Source organism: Mycetocola zhadangensis, from assembly GCF_003668565.1.
In the GTDB taxonomy this organism is placed as follows: Bacteria; Actinomycetota; Actinomycetes; order Actinomycetales; family Microbacteriaceae; genus Mycetocola_A; species Mycetocola_A zhadangensis.
Genome location: NZ_RCWJ01000001.1, coordinates 505863 through 522097 on the forward strand (window position 1 = coordinate 505863; position 16235 = coordinate 522097).

Genomic DNA, 16235 nt, shown 5'->3' on the forward strand with positions numbered 1-16235 from the left:
GTTCGAGTACCAACAGAGGCCAAAAGTGACTTCCGCTACACCTTCAAATTCCGCTACCCCGAACAGATCTCGAGCGCCCCTGGCAATCACCGCTGCGGTGGTCGGAGCGCTTGTTGTCGCATTCTTCATCTTCGCGGGGCTGTACTCGGACTTCCTGTGGTTCCAGCAGGTCGGGTTCACCAACGTTTTGACGACCCAGTGGTACGCCTCGGCGATCATGTTTGTGGTCGGCTTCATCGGTATGGCCGTTCCGGTTTACGTGGCCATTCAGCTGGCGTACCGCCTGCGACCGGTATACGCGAAGCTGTCCAGCCAGCTGGACAGGTACCAGGAACTGGTCGAGCCGCTTCGTCGGGCCGCCACCTACGGCATCCCCGCGCTGCTCGGGCTCTTCGCCGGATTCTCCACGGCGACCCGCTGGGAAACCGTCTGGATTTGGTTCAACCGGACCCCGGCCGGAACCGTTGACCCGCAGTTCGGCCTCGACGTGTCCTTCTACATGTTCGAGTTGCCGTTCTACCGCGGCCTGGTCGGGTTTGCTTCAGCCGTTGTTCTCCTCTCGACGATCCTGACCATCGCCGTCTGCTACCTCTACGGATCGATCCACGCCTCGGGTCGTGAGCTGCGCATCTCCAAGGCCGCCCGAATTCAGATCGCCATCCTGGCCGGTCTGTACCTTGCCCTCCAAGCGGTGTCGATCTGGCTGGACCAGTATGTGACGCTCAACCAGACCGGTGACCTGATCACCGGCGCAAACTACACAGATGACAACGCCACCATTCCTGGCCGGGTCATCCTTGCCGGAATCGCAGCGCTCGTCGCCCTGTTCTTCTTCGTGACCGCTTTCATCGGTCGCTGGCGACTGCCCGTTGTTGGTACCGCATTGCTTCTCGTCGCCGGACTGTTGATCGGAACGGCGTACCCGTGGGTTGTTCAGCGGTTCCAGGTTGACCCCAACGCAAAGAGCCTCGAGCAGCCGTACATCCAGCGAAACATCGACCTCACCCGTGACGCGTACAACGTCAATGACGTCGAAGAGATCCCGTACAACGCGAAGACAGACGCCACAGCGGGCGCGCTCCGTGAGGATGCCGAGACCACGGCTTCCATCCGGATCATCGACCCGGCCCTTGTTAGCCCATCGATCTCGCAGCTTGAGCGCTTCAAGAACTACTACGCGTTCTCTGAAGACCTTGATGTTGACCGTTACTCCATCGACGGCGAGAGCCAGGACACGGTCATTGCGCTGCGTGAGCTCAAGCAGGACGCAACCGACAACTGGGTCAACAACACCCTTGTCTACACCCACGGGTACGGACTCGTTGCCGCGTACGGTAACCAGCGTTCGGTTGACGGACAGCCTGTGTTCCTCGAGTCGGGTATCCCGACGACGGGAGCGCTTGGGGAGTTCGAGCCACGGATTTACTTCGGTGAGGCGTCTCCTGACTACTCCATCGTCGGTGCGCCCTCAGACGCGACTCCGGTCGAGCTTGACTACCCGTCAGGTGACGAGGGTGCTTCCGAGACCTACAACACCTTCGACGGTGACGGCGGCCCGAAGCTTGACAGCGTGCTCAACAAATTGGTCTACGCACTCAAGTTCCAGTCGGAGCAGATTTTCCTGTCCGATGCTGTGACCGACCAGTCGCAGGTTCTTTACGACCGCGATCCCTCGACCCGTGTGCAGAAGGTCGCGCCGTACCTGACTCTCGACTCGGACCCGTACCCGAGCGTCGTTGACGGTCGAGTCGTCTGGATCGTCGACGGATACACCACGTCGGATGCCTACCCGTACTCCCGGACAGTCGGTCTCTCCACGGCAATCGCTGACAGTGAGAACAATGACCAGCGATTCGCACTGGACAACATCAACTACATCCGCAACTCCGTGAAGGCAACTGTCGACGCCTATGACGGTTCGGTGACGTTGTACGCCTGGGACACCGAGGACCCGATCCTCAAGACCTGGCAGAAGATTTACCCATCGTCACTGCAGCCCATCTCCGAGATGAGCGGTGACCTGATGAGCCACGTTCGTTACCCGGCGGACCTCTTCAAAGTGCAGCGATCCATCCTCGGTCAATATCACGTGACGGATGCCGGAAAGTTCTACTCGAAGACCGACGCGTGGTCGACCCCTGCTGACCCGCAGTCGGAAGCTGCTCAGAACCTCCTGCAGCCGCCGTATTACCTGACGCTGCAGATGCCTGGCCAGGAGTCTCCGACATTCTCCCTGTACTCAACGTTCGTTCCTCGGGGTACCGGTGACAGCGCATCAAGCGTGCTCACCGGATACCTGGCGGTAGATGCTGACGCCGGGGCAACGGACGGGAAGGTCGGCGACGACTACGGAAAACTTCGGTTGCTGACGCTGCCCAAGGAAGCAACAGTCCCTGGTCCCGGTCAGGTGCAGAACGCGTTCAACACCGATCCGGAAGTCTCGTCTCTCATCAACCTGTTGAAGCAGGGACAGTCGAAGGTGCTCAACGGAAACCTCCTGACTCTTCCGGTTGGTGGTGGACTGCTCTACGTGCAGCCGGTTTACGTCCAGTCGACTGGTGAAACCAGCTACCCGCTTCTTCAGAAGGTGCTCGTAGCATTCGGTGACCAGATCGCGTTCGAGAACACGCTTGACGAAGCCTTGGACAGCCTGTTCGGTGGTAACTCAGGAGCAACGGCCGGTGACACCAATACGCCTCCGACAGACGACCCGGCCGCGCCGGCACCCGATGCTGGTGAAGAACCGGGCACGGGAACAGAAGACGGCGGCACTGAGGATTCGCAGACTGGCGACCCGGTGACGGATGCGGCTCTTAAGGTCGCCCTGGACGAGGCGAAAGCCGCAATGGCGGACCGTGACGCTGCGCTGCAGGCTGGCGACTGGACCGCGTACGGTGAGGCAGACACTCGTCTTTCCGAAGCTCTTGCGGAAGCGATTGCCCTGATCGGCGGATAACAACACCATTGCGATGGGGTGCGGACCGAGTATTCGGTCGGCACCCCATCTTCATTTAACCCTCGCGAAAGGGGTTCGAAGCTCCGGAAACTCCTGGGCCTCGGATTCGCCAAAGAGCCGATGATGACCTCGTTCCCTGCGCCCACGTGTCCGCGAGGGCTCACTATGCGGCTGTGCAGGTACCTGTGGCGTCGGGAAACTCTGAGATGGGCATCGGATATAGCTCCTAAGGTTCGTCCGCTGCGCGGGGCGCACAACGCTTTGAGGTTGAGTTGGTCGCGGAATCCTTTCGGTGTCGAGATGGTCAGCTACTCATTGAAGAATCTCGTGTCGCCGCCGTGACGAGGTGGAATGCGCTGGCCCCTAGATCTGGACGACGGTATCGGCGTTCGCTCAGGCCGCTGCGTGTCGGGTTCGCTGGTGTACGTGGAGAGATTCGTTTCCATCCACGCCTTGCCCCGGTGAGACGTACGGGTCACCGGGGAACTGATCGCGCGGGCTTCGCTTGCAGGGCTGGTCCTCGTGCCGTTCGCCGCGACTCTGGTCTTCGTGCCCTTCGCCGCAGCTCTGTCCGCGCGCCTTCACGGAGGAACCGTTTCACGCGCTCTCGTTGGAGCTGTGACGGCGGCTGGCGTGTGACCCCACGAGCCTCTTGCACATCGACTCCGTGAGGCTTTTGAACAACTTCGGAGGCCAGAAGTGATGGATGGAACGGTGCGCAACGAGTCCCTCGCGACCTTCACCTGGTGCCTCGATTGGCGCGAACGAAAATCCCGTGCTAGAGTCATTTCTTGTGCCGCGGGGTGGAGCAGTTCGGTAGCTCGCTGGGCTCATAACCCAGAGGTCGTAGGTTCAAATCCTGCCCCCGCAACAATAAAGGCCCGGAATCGTAAAGATTCCGGGCCTTTTGCTTGCCCCCGCTAGTCCGCTCGCGGCGTGTGAGGGTTCCCTCCGAAGCCGATCTCCTGCCTATTGGAAGTACGGCTTGCGGCGGAGCCATTCTGCGATGGTGACTTCGGGTTTGCCGTTGACCATCTCGACCGTGAAGACCCCCGTCTTGATCATGCGGTGATGGAACCAACAGAACAGTGCGCCGTTGTCGAGGTGTGTTGGGCCACCTTCGCTGTACTCGACGACGTGATGGGCTTCACAACCGGTGGCAGGGATCTGACAGCCGGGCATGGCGCAGGTTGGTCCGTCCCTGGCGATCATGCCCATGCGCTGGATTCGGCTGAACCCGCGTTGGTCATTGCCGAGGGCGACCACTTTGCCGTCGGGGTCAATGAACACCGGGATCATGCTGGCGTCGCTGAGGATCTGCTTGATGATCGACATGGAGACCGGCGTGTTGACTCCGATAATCTGTCCGGTGCCCTTGCCGGAGTCGAGGACATCGGCGGTGACAGTGACCACGACTGTGGGGGAGGCGCCCGTAACGGTCGGAGCATCGGTGCCTCGGGCGAGTGAGTCGATCATCGCCGCGAACACATCAGCTCGTTTCTGCCCCGCAGTCCGACGATCGACGAGCCGCGCCCCCTCCTCGCCGTCCACAGAGCCCGTCAGCGCCTCTTCTCCGGGATTTGTTCGCCTGTCGGGAACTCCGATCCGCCTCGCAGCGTCGTATGCGCTTGGAGCGCCTCTAGGCGCATGAAGCGTCTGGCTGTGGTCGCCGCTCGAGGTCCCGGGCGCAACGCCAGGCGCTTCTCCGGTTGGCTCGTACCGGGAATCCGTTCGTGGGCTCAGGATCGCATCCAACAAAGCGTGCAGTTTCGCCCCGACGTCCACAGTGACGAGGCCACCAAACTTGATTAGTCCGTCGGTCGCCGTGCGGGAGATCCAGAAGTTGCGTTTTTGGAATGCTTTCTCGGTGCGGGGTTCGATGCCGTCTTCGTCGAGCCGTTCCCGCCACTGCCGTGCCTGTATCGCGATCAGGTCCGCTGAGAGGGGCAGGCCGTCACGCCATCCTGCGCCGGTGGCCTGTTCCACGAGCGCGGTTTCCGCGATCGCGAGGTGCTCCACCTCGGCTCGGGGTGCGGCGAGAGAGAGTTCACGGGTGATGTTCTCCGCCGCCTCTACCCCGATCAAACCCTCATGCAACGCTTTGCTGACCACGGGAAACAGGGGCGGCAGCGGCAGTCCGGCGTCGCTGACGCGTTGGGTGGTGCGTTGCCCGACCCGGATCAACCGGCCCGCTGTCGCTGACGACAGCCCGGTGATCACCTCGATCAGCTGCGACGGACGCTGATAGGTGTGCTTCGCGGCAAGGCCCTCCCCACCCCGGGTCGGGTCGGACCGCACCGCCACTTCCGCGCTCATCGCCGCGAGCGCGGCTTCACTGCCGCGCAGCACATGAGCGACCTGACTCATCTGCGTCAACAGTTGGTCCCCGCTCAACCGGTCCAGATGATCCAAATCCAGGACGGTGAGAACGTCACCGACGTGCTGCAACAGGCCGGTGAGCGCAGCCTCTCCCTCCGACCCGAAGACCGGTGGAAGATCACTCACCGCGAGAGTCATAACACCCGGTCACCACCGAACACCGAACCAGCAGCAACACCCGGAAAGCAGCGGCACGGCGGGGTGCCCGCAAAGGTGCGGAACCCTGAGTGTCGAACTGCTTCGTTCATGACTTCAGTACACCACCCACCACCGACATCGACAGTTGTGAGCAGACGAGGGAGCGGCCGCCAGTCGCGGACCAGAAAATCCTGCCCAAAGTGCTCATGGAGAGAGTGAAACACCCACCTCCGACATCGCACGTTGCCGGGCGTTATCGCCCGGATCAGGGTGTGTCGACGTGTCGGCTGCGCTACGAATCTCGCTGGCGGCACCGGTCACATGCCAGTGTTGCCGGCATAGCGATGCTGTATTAGACGACGACGCCTTTTTCACGCAGGAAGGGAGCCGGGTTAGTGTGCTCACCATCTTCGTTGACCTTGAGGTCGAGGTGGCAGCCGCTGACGACGCCGGTTGCACCAACTTCGGCGATGAAATCTCCGCCGGCGACCGTGTCACCAACGGCGACCTCGAACGAACCGCTCAGAAGGTGTCCGTAGATGGTCTCGACGCCGTCGCCGTGATCGATGATCACTCGGTTTCCGTAGGCACCAGCGTTACCGACGAAGGTCACGCGGCCGGGGGCCGTTGCTTTGATCGGAGTTCCGCAGGCGCCGCCGAAGTCCATTCCTTCGTGGAAGGAGTTGGAGCATCCGACACTGTTGCAAATAAGGCCGCGGGGACCGTACTTAGAGGTGATCTCGCCGGGGAGCGGACGCCACCAACCGCTCGACGAGGGTGCGAGGTATGCGGCCATGGTCGCAGTGCCGTCGAACACGTAAGTGCTTGAGGCATACTGTGCGTCGAGTTCCTCGGAGCTCGTCGCCGAATATCCGTCGCGCTCAAGTTGCCCGAGCGTGACGTCATCGCTCACCGTGAATGACTGACCCTTCGCGGCCTGGCTCACGATCTGGTTGTTGGCGTCTGCGACGGCACCGTCGGTCGGCGCGAAGGCGTAGGCCGGAAGCGCGATCGTCGCCAGCAGGCCAGGAACGGCCAGAGCGACGATTCCCGTCGAGCGGAGGTTGCTCCAGCGACTCTTCCGTTCTCCTGGCATCAGGGTCGGTGTGGGCTGGGCGACCGATGTAGCCGATACAACTGAGTTGAGAGCGGTGTCAGCCGACAGACGGCGCGACGTGGCGCGTGGCGGGTGCGACGCTGTGGCGGGAGCGATGAACGCTGCCGCCAGGACCGCGTGGCTATCACTGACCAGCACGGGAGGCTCGGTGCGCTTCTGCTCGCTTGCGGCTTGTGTCGCTGCCGATGCGACTTTTTCCGGCGCCGGTGCTTTGGACTCGGCCCAAGCCGGAGTCGGCATCGAGATTTCATGGATGATTACGGGCTGTGGCTCGGCATCGAGCGCGGCGGCCGGGGGGAACACTGTTGTTGACTCCGCGACCTGTTCGACGGTGTTCTCAATGACCTGAGCGCTGCGCCGGTCGCGCCGACGACTCACAACAGGAGCCTCATCGGCGTGAGCGACGGATGTCGCAACGGCCTGCTCGGCGAGGAGTTCTGCTTCAGCCTGAAGCGCTGCCTGCATGCGGAGGCTGCGGCGGCTGGGAAGGGAGTTGTGGGTATGCGACTGCTGCGGGGTGTCTCGAGGGGTCGATGAGCCGTTCGGTGACATGGGGGCAGCAGCATTTGCCAAAGGAGTTCTCCGGGGCCTCAGTACAATTCGGGAAATTGCGTCGTCATTCAACATGGTTTGTGAGCGTCCCGCGAGGAAACGACGGGAGGTGCCTCACGAGAGGTCCTGTGGCACTGGAGAGGCCGTCGGACTTGTTCGAGGTTACGCTAAATTGCGCAACTTTGCATCTTAGTTTCGAGATTTGTAACGACTTAGTAACGAAGCAGCATGCACATTTGTGCCGTTTTCGCGCGGATCGACGGTTGGGAATTGTCCGGGGTTCGGGTTGCGCGCAACGAATCGCCTGTTTTTGTGGTTCGAGGATGTTGACACCCCCGAACCACACGCACAGGGTTCTCTAAGCAGTTCCGGGGCGAACGGGCGGCATCTTGTCTGCGTCCGCTTCGCTGACCAGGTGCAATCCGCGCGGGCCGAATGAGGAGTCGGCCAGGATTTCGAGCCAGTGGCGGTTCAGCTGCGGCGGCTTGCTGCCGACGAAGCGGAACTGCAGGGGAATGGCTGGCGATACCCACACAGACACTCGACCGGATCCATCCTCAGGCCGGTGCTCCCAACTGACGAAGAACCCCTCCTGTCGACGGAGCTTCGAGCCAATAACGATTTTGAGGTGAGCGAGGGCGCGGTCGTCGATCTCATATTCCGTGCCATCGCCATAGACGAGGTATCCCATATGTTCATTGTGCACGACAAGAGGGAGCATTCCAGACAACCGCGACGAAACGTGTCTCGCTGTCTAAGCTGGGCGCATGATCGAGCACGCTCCCGTTGGCATCGCCATTGCGCAATTCAGCCCGACCGCGGATGTCGACGCGAACCTCACCGAGATTCGCCAACTTGCCGAGCGCGCGGCCGAGCGCGGGGCCGCCGTTGTGGTCTTTCCCGAGTATTCGAGTGTGTTCGTCGACCCGATGGGGCCGGAGCTCGTAGCTCGTGCACAGCCGATCGACGGGGAATTCGTCGAAACCATCGCTGGCTTCGCCCAGGACCTCGGTATCCACCTGGTCGCTGGCATGGCCGAACGCAGGGACACGACGAGGTTCTCCAACACCATCGTGGCGCTGTCCCCGCAGGCCGAGCTGGTGGCGACCTACCGTAAGCAGCATCTCTACGACGCCTTCGGTCAGACCGAGAGCAACTTTGTCGTGCCGGGTGAGCTGACTGAGCCTGAAACGTTCGTCGCAGGTGGCCTGAGGTTCGGTATTCAGACCTGTTACGACATCCGTTTTCCTGAAGTGACCCGTCGCATTGTCGACGCGGGTGCCGACGTCGTGCTCGTGCCAAGCGAGTGGGTGCGAGGACCGCTCAAGGAGCACCACTGGAGAACACTCGTCACCGCCAGGGCGATCGAGAACACGGTCTATGTCGCCGGAGCCGACCACACGCCGCCGATCGGCGTTGGGAACAGCCTGATCGTTGACCCCTCGGGAGTTCAGATCGCCGGGATTGGAATCGAAACAGATGTCGCGGTGGCATTTGCTTCTGCATCACACATCGCGGATGTTCGACTGAGCAACCCGGCTCTCGCGTTGCGAAGGTTCCGCGTCGTTCCGAATGAGTGAGCTTGCCTAAGGTCGACCCTGGCCAGTTATCGCCCCAAGCGAGTCAGCTGGGCAGCGGCCCGTTCGAGCACGTCCACTCTCTTGCAGAAGGCAAAGCGGACGAGTGAGGCATAGTCGTCGCGATGGTTCTGCGATACAAACGCCCCGAGCGGAACAGCGACAACCCCGGCGAGTTCCGGGAGCCGACGACAGAAATCGGTGGCGTCGTCGAATCCCAGCCGCGTGGCATCCGCAACTATGAAATAGGAGCCATCGGGTATCGACAATTCGAATCCGGATGCCCGAAGACCGGATGCCAGGACGTCGCGTTTGCGCTCCAGATCTGTGGCGACGGCAGAGAACCAGGCGTCGCTGAGCCGGAGTCCTGTCGCGATTGCCGGCTGAAACGGCGCACCGTTCACGTAGGTGAGGAACTGTTTCACCGTCAGGATCGCGGTGATCAAGGCGGCGGGACCAACTGCCCAGCCGATCTTCCAGCCGGTGGTGTTGAACGTCTTGCCAGCGGACGAGATGGTGAGTGTGCGGTCCCAGGCACCTGGGAGTGAAGCGACGGGGGTGTGGCTGACGCCGAAGGTCAGGTGCTCGTAGACCTCGTCGGTCACGATGATGGCGTCGTGTTCGTGTGCCAGTTCGACGATCAACTCGAGTGTCTCGCGCGAGAACACCGAGCCGGTTGGATTGTGCGGGTTGTTGACGAGGATGATGCGCGTGCGGTCAGTCACGGCACTGCGAAGCTCGTCATGGTCGGGCTGGAAATCGGGCCACCGCAGTTGCACTGTGGTGTGTTGGGCGCCCGCCAGAGCGATAAGTGCGCCGTACGCATCGTAGAAGGGCTCGAACGTGAGTACCTCGTCGCCGGCTTCGGTCAGCGCGAGAATCGCTGAGGCGAGGGCTTCCGTCGCGCCTGCGGTGACTAGGACCTCGGTTTCCGGGTTCGAGGTGATGCCGTAGAACCGCTGTTGGTGCTCGGCGATCGCCTCGCGAAGGTCGAGGGTGCCGCGGCCGGGCGGGTACTGGTTCACGCCCTCGGTGATCGCTCGGCGAGCTGCGGACAGGACTTCTTCCGGCCCGTCTTCGTCCGGGAAACCCTGGCCGAGGTTGATGGCGCCGGTCGCGGTCGCGAGAGCACTCATCTCGGCGAAAATAGTGGCCGCGATCGAGCCGTCGGGTTTGAGCAGCCCGGCGCCCTCTGCGGTTCGCTGCCAGGAGCCGTGCACAGTCATTCGAGTCCTTCCGCCGACAGGCATTCGCCGTATCCGGTTTCAAGGCTAACCGGCGCGGGCCGCCCCTGTGGATAACTCAAGCGGGATCAGGCGATTTGTTCTAACGTGACTGCATGGAATTCGGCGGACGAACCCAACGACGGATGCTTCGGCGCACGTTTGCGACGACCGTCGCGTTGTTCGTCGGTGCGGCTTTGGTCGCCTGCACGGCGGCCGCCCCGAAACCGACGCCCACGCCGACATCGACCACAGTGTTCGCCTCGGAGGAGGAGGCGCTGGCGGCGGCGACGGACACGTACGCGAAGTACCTCGCCATCTCAGACGCTGTTTCAGCGGACGGGGGAAGAGAGCCAGAACGTATCCGACCATACGTGACCGAAGCCTTCTGGCTAACCGAAGCAGCTGGAATCGGCGGACTTGTATCTGCTGGCTACCGGACGACGGGGTCGTCGTCTTTTGATCAGACAACGATGGCCAACTTGGAGGAAGGTGCAATAACAGTCCAGTTATGCCTTGACGTCTCCCAAGTGCGTGTCCTTGACTCCGGCGGTGCAGACGTCACTCCGGACGATCGGGTTGATCGCGCGCCCCTCGAAGTCGAATTCGAGGTCTCTGTGAACCCAGTAACACTGTCAATAGCGAAGAGCGACGTATGGTCAAATCAAGATTCTTGCTAGCGGTGCTCGTAGGGTTCCTAGTTGTTATCGGGGTTGGGAGTCCGGCGTACGCCGCGGTCGCGAACGCATGCACGCCAATCGAAGTGAAGCTCGGGACGTGTTCAGTCGGCAGCATCGAGAACGGCGAAGCCGTGATCCGGGGCGACCAGAACAACGGCGGTGGCGGCGGCAACAACGGCGGAGGGAACAACAACGACGGCGGCTCAGGTGACGGGGGCAATTCGGATGGATCCGACGGCCCTGGCGGCATTGACACCGGCATGATGTGCACCGGAGGTGCCATCTGTCTCCCGGATCTCGTCACGCTCAACGATCTTGCTCGTTTCCGTCCCAACGCCCCGAGCCTCTCGATGGAGCCCGACGGCTGGCTCCTCATCGGCCTCCCCGCCAACTTCATTGCCGACACCAGTCGCCACATGCAAACGGGCATTTTGTTTGACGTCCCCATCGAGGTTCGCTTCACCCCAGCCAGCTACAACTGGTCCTGGGGAGATGGCACAACGTCGAGGACATCCGTTCCCGGAGCTACATGGGCTGAACTCGGCCTGCCCGAGTTCTCGCCAACCCCGACGAGCCACGTCTTCGCCGAAACCGGCGTCTACTCAGTCACAGTCACCGTTGCGTTCACCGTCGAGTATCGGGCTGTAGGACGCGCATGGATGTCAATCGACGGCACGCTCTCAGCACCCGCGGTGACGATCGCGGCGCTCGCCGGGGATGCGAAGACCGTTCTCGTCGACAAAGAGTGCAACAGAAACCCGAACGGTCCCGGGTGCTGAGCGGAAATCGATAGGCTGAAATTCACCTAAGCCGGTCGATCATCGGAGCGCGGAGCCGACCTAGCGATGTCTCGGCTGGGGCATAGGCCGCTCACAGACAGCACGAATGAAAAGTACAGCTAGAGTCGCCAAGCTAGCTCTGCTTGGAAGGAGCACCACAATGACCGATCACCCTCAGGACTCGAACGGCGACGAGAACCGTCAGGTTCCTTCACCCGGAAATCCCGATGCGAACGCCGCATCCCCCCATGCTGGCCCCGCTTCGGGCGTCGAGTCCACTGCTGGAACCCAGGGCTACGAAAACGTACCCCCCGCCCCGCCGCTGCCGAACCCGGCCGCGCAGCAGGGCACAGGTTCAGCCGCGGAGTCACCGGCACAAGGGTCCTCTGACCAGGCAACGGCGGCTGAGGACACCCCCACCGCAGCCGCCGCTCACTTTCCCCCGTTCAGCGGGAGTGCACCGCAGCCGCAGCGCAACGAAACCGCGCCGACGGACGTCTATCCTCCAGCGCCCCAGGGCGCGGCCTTCGGTTCCCCGCAGGCGCCAACGGCGAACTACGGAACGGCGCCCATCCCAAACGGCTACGACGCGTCGTCACAGTTCGGTGGCCAGCACTACCAGCCCTACGGCACCCCCACAGCTGGCAGCGCCAGCTACGGCCCGACCGGGTACGCACCGAACACCCACCCCCAGCCTCCCGCGCCGCGCGAAAAGCGTCGCTCCAACGTCGGCCTCCTCGTTGCAGGCCTGGCCGTTGGCGCACTGGTCGGCGGAGCAGCCGGAGCAGGTACGTCCGCTCTGATCACGACAAACCAGAGCAGCACTGTCAGTTCGAACGCGATCGGCTCTGAAAACGTCACCATCAACGACACCGAGGACGTCACCCAGACGTCGGCGATCGCCGCAAAGGCGTCGCCAAGTGTCGTCACCCTCTCGGTGGCAGGCGGACAGAGCGCCGGAAGCGGTTCTGGCGTCATTCTGAGCAAGGACGGCTACGTCCTCACAAACAATCACGTGGTCACCCTCGACGGCGAGTTGGCCGAGCCCCAAATCCAGGTCACCGACAACAGCGGCAAGCTCTACAACGCGACAGTCGTCGGCAATGACCCGGTTTATGATCTCGCCGTCATCAAGCTCGAGGGTGCGACTGACCTGACCCCGATGGCGTTTGCTGACTCGAGCGAGCTCAACGTCGGCGACATGGCCGTTGCGATCGGTGCCCCACTCGGACTCGCAGGAACGGTGACAGACGGAATCGTCAGCGCGCTGAACCGGAGCATCACCGTCGCGTCTTCCGCGGTGCCGGATGACAACTCGAACACCGACGAGAACCAGCAGGACCCGTACGACATCTGGGGCTTCGACATTCCCGGTCAGACGCCTGACGCCGCGCCAAGTCAGCAGGCGGTCATCTCTCTTTCAGTGATTCAGACGGATGCAGCCATCAACCCGGGAAACTCCGGAGGTGCGCTCGTTGACAAGGAGGGCAAGCTCATCGGTGTCAACGTCGCGATCGCAAGCGCGTCGAGTTCAGATTCGTCCACGCAGGGCGGAAGCATCGGTGTCGGGTTCGCGATCACCTCGAACATCGCTGAGCGCGTTGCGAACGAGATCATCGACAACGGTAAGGCCACGCACGGTCTTCTCGGAGCAACAGTCGGCGATGCCGCGACTGCGGAAGACAGCCCCGTTGTCGGCGCCCTGATCAACGAAGCCACTCCGGGAGGATCGGCCGAGGAGGCCGGCCTCACCAAGGGTGACATCGTGACCAGCTTCAACGGCTTCCCGGTCACCAGCGCGACTGACCTGACCGCGCAGGTCAGGGCTCTCGCGGCCGGAGCCGAGGCCGAACTCACCTACGTCCGTAATGGTGACACGAAGAAAGCAACAGTGACGCTTGGAGAACTCGTTCTCTAGGTTTCAACCCGAAGCGCCCGTGAGCCCCTGGTTCACGGGCGCTTCGCCGTGGGCCGGCGGAGAACACCGAGCTGAGAATGTCGCGGGAGACGCGCAAAAACTCACTGGTAGGCTCAAGCCGACCAGTTCAGCGAGTGGAGACCATGACTGAGAACCCATCAGTTGGCGGAGCCGCCGAGCTCGTCGGTGTCTCATATGTCATGCCGGTTCTCAACGACGTCACCCACGTGAAAGCCGCTGTGATGAGCCTGCTCGAGCAGGACTATGCCGGCCCATTCGAGGTGGCCATCGCCGTCGGCCCGAGCATCGATGGCACAAACGAACTGGTCGACGAACTCTCTCGTGCTGATCGACGCATTCGCGTGATCGCCAACCCGATCGGCTCGACTCCGGCTGGTCTCAACATCGCCATCGCTGCAACGAGTTACCCGATTGTGGTCCGCGTCGACGCGCACTCCGTGCTCCCACGGGACTACGCACGCATCGCCGTCGAAACGATTACCCGCACGGGCGCCGACAACGTCGGAGGCATCATGGATGCCCAGGGAACGACGGCATTCGAGCGGGCGGTCGCCAGGGCATACGGAAGCAAGGTCGGGCTCGGTGGTACTCCGCACCACGTCGGCGGTGCCGAGGGCCCGGCAGACACTGTGTACCTCGGTGTGTTCCGCCGCGAACCGCTCGAGCGTGTTGGCATGTTCGACGAGCGGATCAAACGAGGACAGGACTGGGAACTCAACCGCCGCATCCGTGGCGCAGGAGGAGTCGTCTGGTTCACGCCGGAGCTTCGAGTGACCTATCGCCCCCGACCGAGCCTTTCTGCGCTTGCCCGCCAGTTCTTTTCGACCGGTATGTGGCGCGGCGAACTCACCCGACGGTTCCCAAGCGCCAACACCCTTCGTTACTTCGCACCTCCGGTGATGGTGCTCGGCGTGACCATCGGTGTGCTGCTCGGGATTGCCGGCATTGTGCAGGCAGCACTCGGTGGATCCGCCATCCTCTCTCTCGGCTGGGTCATCCCCGCTGTGTACGCGCTGCTCGTGATCGCCGCCACCCTGATCGTCGCCCGTCGTGATGGCGTGCGCTCGCAGCTCTGGTTTCTCGTAGTGTTGCCCTGTATTCATTTCTGTTGGGGAGTTGGCTTCGTGCTCGGCTTCCTATCGCTGGCGAGCAACATCAGCGCGCTGAAGAACGAAAGAAGCGGAGGCACGAGTGTCGGAAGTATCGGCTGAACGGCCCCTCAAACCTCGCTCCATCTCAGAACTGCGCGACGTCGCCCAACCCCCCGAGGTTCGCGGTCGTCGGAACGCTGAGCACTGGACAGCGTCGCTCTACCTGCGCAACATCTCGCCGTACCTGACCTGGCTGCTGCTTCGCACGCCGATCTCCGCAAACGGCGTCACCGGACTCATGATCCTCACCGGCTGGTCGATCGCCGGTGCTCTGCTCATCCCCGGCATCTGGGGCGCCCTGCTCGGCCTCGTGCTCGGCCAACTGCAGATGCTCGTCGACTGCAGCGACGGTGAGGTCGCACGCTGGCGACGCACCTCGTCTCCGGCAGGTGCCTTCCTCGATGCCGTCGGGCACTACTCCACCGAGTCGCTCATCCCACTCGCGCTGGCGATCCGCGCCGCCGGGTACCCGTTCGAGGCCCCAGCCGACTACCTGTATACGACCCTCGGCGCGCTCCTCGCCCTTGTGATCGTGCTCAACAAGGCGCTCAACGACATGGTCCGTGTCGCCCGTGCCAACTACGGTGCTCCCAAGCTCACCTACAGCGAGAGCGAATCCGCACCGCGCGGGGGAGCGCTCGCGTTGGCTCGCAAGGTCGCGAAGTTCCTGCCGTTCCACCGCATCTTCCACTCGGTCGAACTCACCATGGTGATCTTCGCGGCAGCTGTGGTCGGCCTCTTCGTCGGAGAGGTCCTCGCCATGCGCTGGGTTCTCGTTCTCCTGCTCGGTGTTGGCCTGGTCACCCTGTTCGGACATTTCGTTGCGATCATGTCGTCGAAACGTGTCCGTGCCTGAGCGCACCCTGCCGACCGTCGGAGTCGTTGTGCTCACCCAGGGCACCCGTCCCGATGACCTGGCCCGTGGCATCCGTTCGATTCAGACGCAACAGAATGTCGCCCTCGATATCGTCGTCGTCGGCAACGGTTGGCAGCCAGCGGGGCTGCCAGACGGTGTTCGTGCACTCGGTCTCGCCGAGAACCTCGGTATCCCCGCTGGGCGCAATCGGGGTGCAGTCGAGGTGCATGGCGACTACATCTTCTTTCTTGATGACGATGCCTCGATTCCGGATGCCAGTTTCCTGGCCGACTGCATCGCTCTCGTTTCCGCTCAGCCCGATATCGGACTTGTGCAGCCGCGGCTCGATGATCCGACGGGTATCGAGTCTCCGCGCCGATGGATTCCGCGGATTCGGAAAGGTGACCCACGGCATCCGAGTAACGTGTTCTCCTGCCTCGAAGCCGCAGTGTTCCTGCCGAGGCAGGTGTTCGACGCGGCCGGGGGATGGGCCGACGAATTCTTCTATGCCCACGAGGGCATCGAGCTGGCCTGGCGGGTGTGGGACCAGGGAAAACGGGCATGGTACGCGGGTGACCTCGAAGCGAACCACCCCGTCGTGCAGCCGACGCGTCACGCTGAGTATTACCGGCTGAACGCGCGCAACCGCGTGTGGTTGGCGCGGCGCAACCTGCCGTTGCCGCTCATCCCGGTGTATGTCGGCTCGTGGACCGGCATCCAGCTGCTGCGCTGGTGGAGGAAGCCCGTCGTGCTGAAGGCATGGTTCGGCGGTTGGCGTGAAGGCTGGCGGGAGAACCCGGGCGAACGGCGCCCAGTTCGTTGGCGCACAGTCGTGCGAATGGCCCGTGCGGGGCGGCCGCCGGTTATCTAGTTGGGTACCCTTGAAGG

The 16235-nt window shown here is 62.6% G+C and carries 12 protein-coding genes and 1 tRNA gene; 9 read left to right on the forward strand and 4 right to left on the reverse strand.

Translation table 11 applies throughout. From position 1 onward, the window contains the following. The first annotated feature begins 25 nt into the window (after positions 1-25). A complete protein-coding gene (locus tag D9V28_RS02425) occupies positions 26-2956 on the forward strand; it encodes a UPF0182 family membrane protein (protein ID WP_229727689.1) in 2931 nt (976 codons plus the stop codon). Between the two features lie 797 nt (positions 2957-3753). Beyond that, positions 3754-3827, forward strand: a tRNA-Met gene (locus D9V28_RS02430). A gap of 98 nt (positions 3828-3925) precedes the next feature. Here D9V28_RS02430 and D9V28_RS02435 read toward each other — a convergent pair. The 3 genes from D9V28_RS02435 to D9V28_RS02445 form a co-directional block, all read right to left on the reverse strand. Beyond that, positions 3926-5461, reverse strand: coding sequence for an HNH endonuclease signature motif containing protein (locus D9V28_RS02435; RefSeq protein WP_183086404.1), 1536 nt, complete (start codon positions 5459-5461; stop codon positions 3926-3928). Between the two features lie 364 nt (positions 5462-5825). Further along, entirely contained in the window at positions 5826-7142 is a 1317-nt protein-coding gene (locus tag D9V28_RS02440) for a peptidoglycan DD-metalloendopeptidase family protein (protein WP_183086405.1), read from the reverse strand. Between the two features lie 358 nt (positions 7143-7500). Then, positions 7501-7833 carry a DUF7882 family protein gene (locus D9V28_RS02445; protein ID WP_121658111.1) on the reverse strand — a complete coding sequence of 111 codons (333 nt, stop codon included), beginning with the start codon at positions 7831-7833 and terminating at the stop codon, positions 7501-7503. 76 nt (positions 7834-7909) lie between these two features. Here D9V28_RS02445 and D9V28_RS02450 point away from each other — a divergent pair, with 76 nt between their 5' ends. Then, positions 7910-8722 (forward strand): carbon-nitrogen hydrolase family protein, encoded by an 813-nt coding sequence (locus tag D9V28_RS02450; RefSeq protein ID WP_121658112.1) that lies wholly within the window; start codon positions 7910-7912, stop codon positions 8720-8722. Between the two features lie 26 nt (positions 8723-8748). Here D9V28_RS02450 and D9V28_RS02455 read toward each other — a convergent pair whose 3' ends face one another. Further along, positions 8749-9945 (reverse strand): pyridoxal phosphate-dependent aminotransferase, encoded by a 1197-nt coding sequence (locus tag D9V28_RS02455; RefSeq protein WP_121658113.1) that lies wholly within the window; start codon positions 9943-9945, stop codon positions 8749-8751. Between the two features lie 113 nt (positions 9946-10058). Here D9V28_RS02455 and D9V28_RS15915 point away from each other — a divergent pair, with 113 nt between their 5' ends. The 6 genes from D9V28_RS15915 to D9V28_RS02485 all read left to right on the forward strand — a co-directional run bounded on the left by D9V28_RS15915 (position 10059) and on the right by D9V28_RS02485 (position 16218). Next, positions 10059-10622: a hypothetical protein gene (locus D9V28_RS15915; RefSeq protein WP_147440895.1), complete on the forward strand. Its 564-nt coding sequence runs from the start codon at positions 10059-10061 to the stop codon at positions 10620-10622. Then, positions 10598-11401, forward strand: coding sequence for a PKD domain-containing protein (locus tag D9V28_RS02465; protein ID WP_183086406.1), 804 nt, complete (start codon positions 10598-10600; stop codon positions 11399-11401). Before D9V28_RS15915 ends, D9V28_RS02465 begins: the two co-directional genes overlap by 25 nt. 160 nt (positions 11402-11561) lie before the next feature. Continuing rightward, positions 11562-13319 carry a trypsin-like peptidase domain-containing protein gene (locus D9V28_RS02470; RefSeq protein ID WP_121658116.1) on the forward strand — a complete coding sequence of 586 codons (1758 nt, stop codon included), beginning with the start codon at positions 11562-11564 and terminating at the stop codon, positions 13317-13319. 143 nt (positions 13320-13462) lie between these two features. Beyond that, positions 13463-14551, forward strand: coding sequence for a glycosyltransferase family 2 protein (locus D9V28_RS02475; protein WP_229727690.1), 1089 nt, complete (start codon positions 13463-13465; stop codon positions 14549-14551). Further along, entirely contained in the window at positions 14532-15347 is an 816-nt protein-coding gene (locus D9V28_RS02480; RefSeq protein WP_121658117.1) for a CDP-alcohol phosphatidyltransferase family protein, read from the forward strand. Before D9V28_RS02475 ends, D9V28_RS02480 begins: the two co-directional genes overlap by 20 nt. Beyond that, the gene (locus D9V28_RS02485) at positions 15334-16218 is read left to right on the forward strand and encodes a glycosyltransferase family 2 protein (RefSeq protein WP_244934438.1); all 885 of its coding nucleotides are present in this window, start codon (positions 15334-15336) and stop codon (positions 16216-16218) included. The genes D9V28_RS02480 and D9V28_RS02485 overlap by 14 nt, the downstream gene beginning before the upstream one ends. Positions 16219-16235: the final 17 nt, after the last annotated feature.

Coding starts and splice junctions, on each gene's coding strand:
- D9V28_RS02440 (WP_183086405.1), bottom strand. CDS start 7,142: ATGTCACCGAACGGCTCATCGACCCCTCGAGACACCCCGCAGCAGTCG.
- D9V28_RS02445 (WP_121658111.1), bottom strand. CDS start 7,833: ATGGGATACCTCGTCTATGGCGATGGCACGGAATATGAGATCGACGAC.
- D9V28_RS02450 (WP_121658112.1), top strand. CDS start 7,910: ATGATCGAGCACGCTCCCGTTGGCATCGCCATTGCGCAATTCAGCCCG.
- D9V28_RS02455 (WP_121658113.1), bottom strand. CDS start 9,945: ATGACTGTGCACGGCTCCTGGCAGCGAACCGCAGAGGGCGCCGGGCTG.
- D9V28_RS15915 (WP_147440895.1), top strand. CDS start 10,059: ATGGAATTCGGCGGACGAACCCAACGACGGATGCTTCGGCGCACGTTT.
- D9V28_RS02465 (WP_183086406.1), top strand. CDS start 10,598: ATGGTCAAATCAAGATTCTTGCTAGCGGTGCTCGTAGGGTTCCTAGTT.
- D9V28_RS02470 (WP_121658116.1), top strand. CDS start 11,562: ATGACCGATCACCCTCAGGACTCGAACGGCGACGAGAACCGTCAGGTT.
- D9V28_RS02475 (WP_229727690.1), top strand. CDS start 13,463: ATGACTGAGAACCCATCAGTTGGCGGAGCCGCCGAGCTCGTCGGTGTC.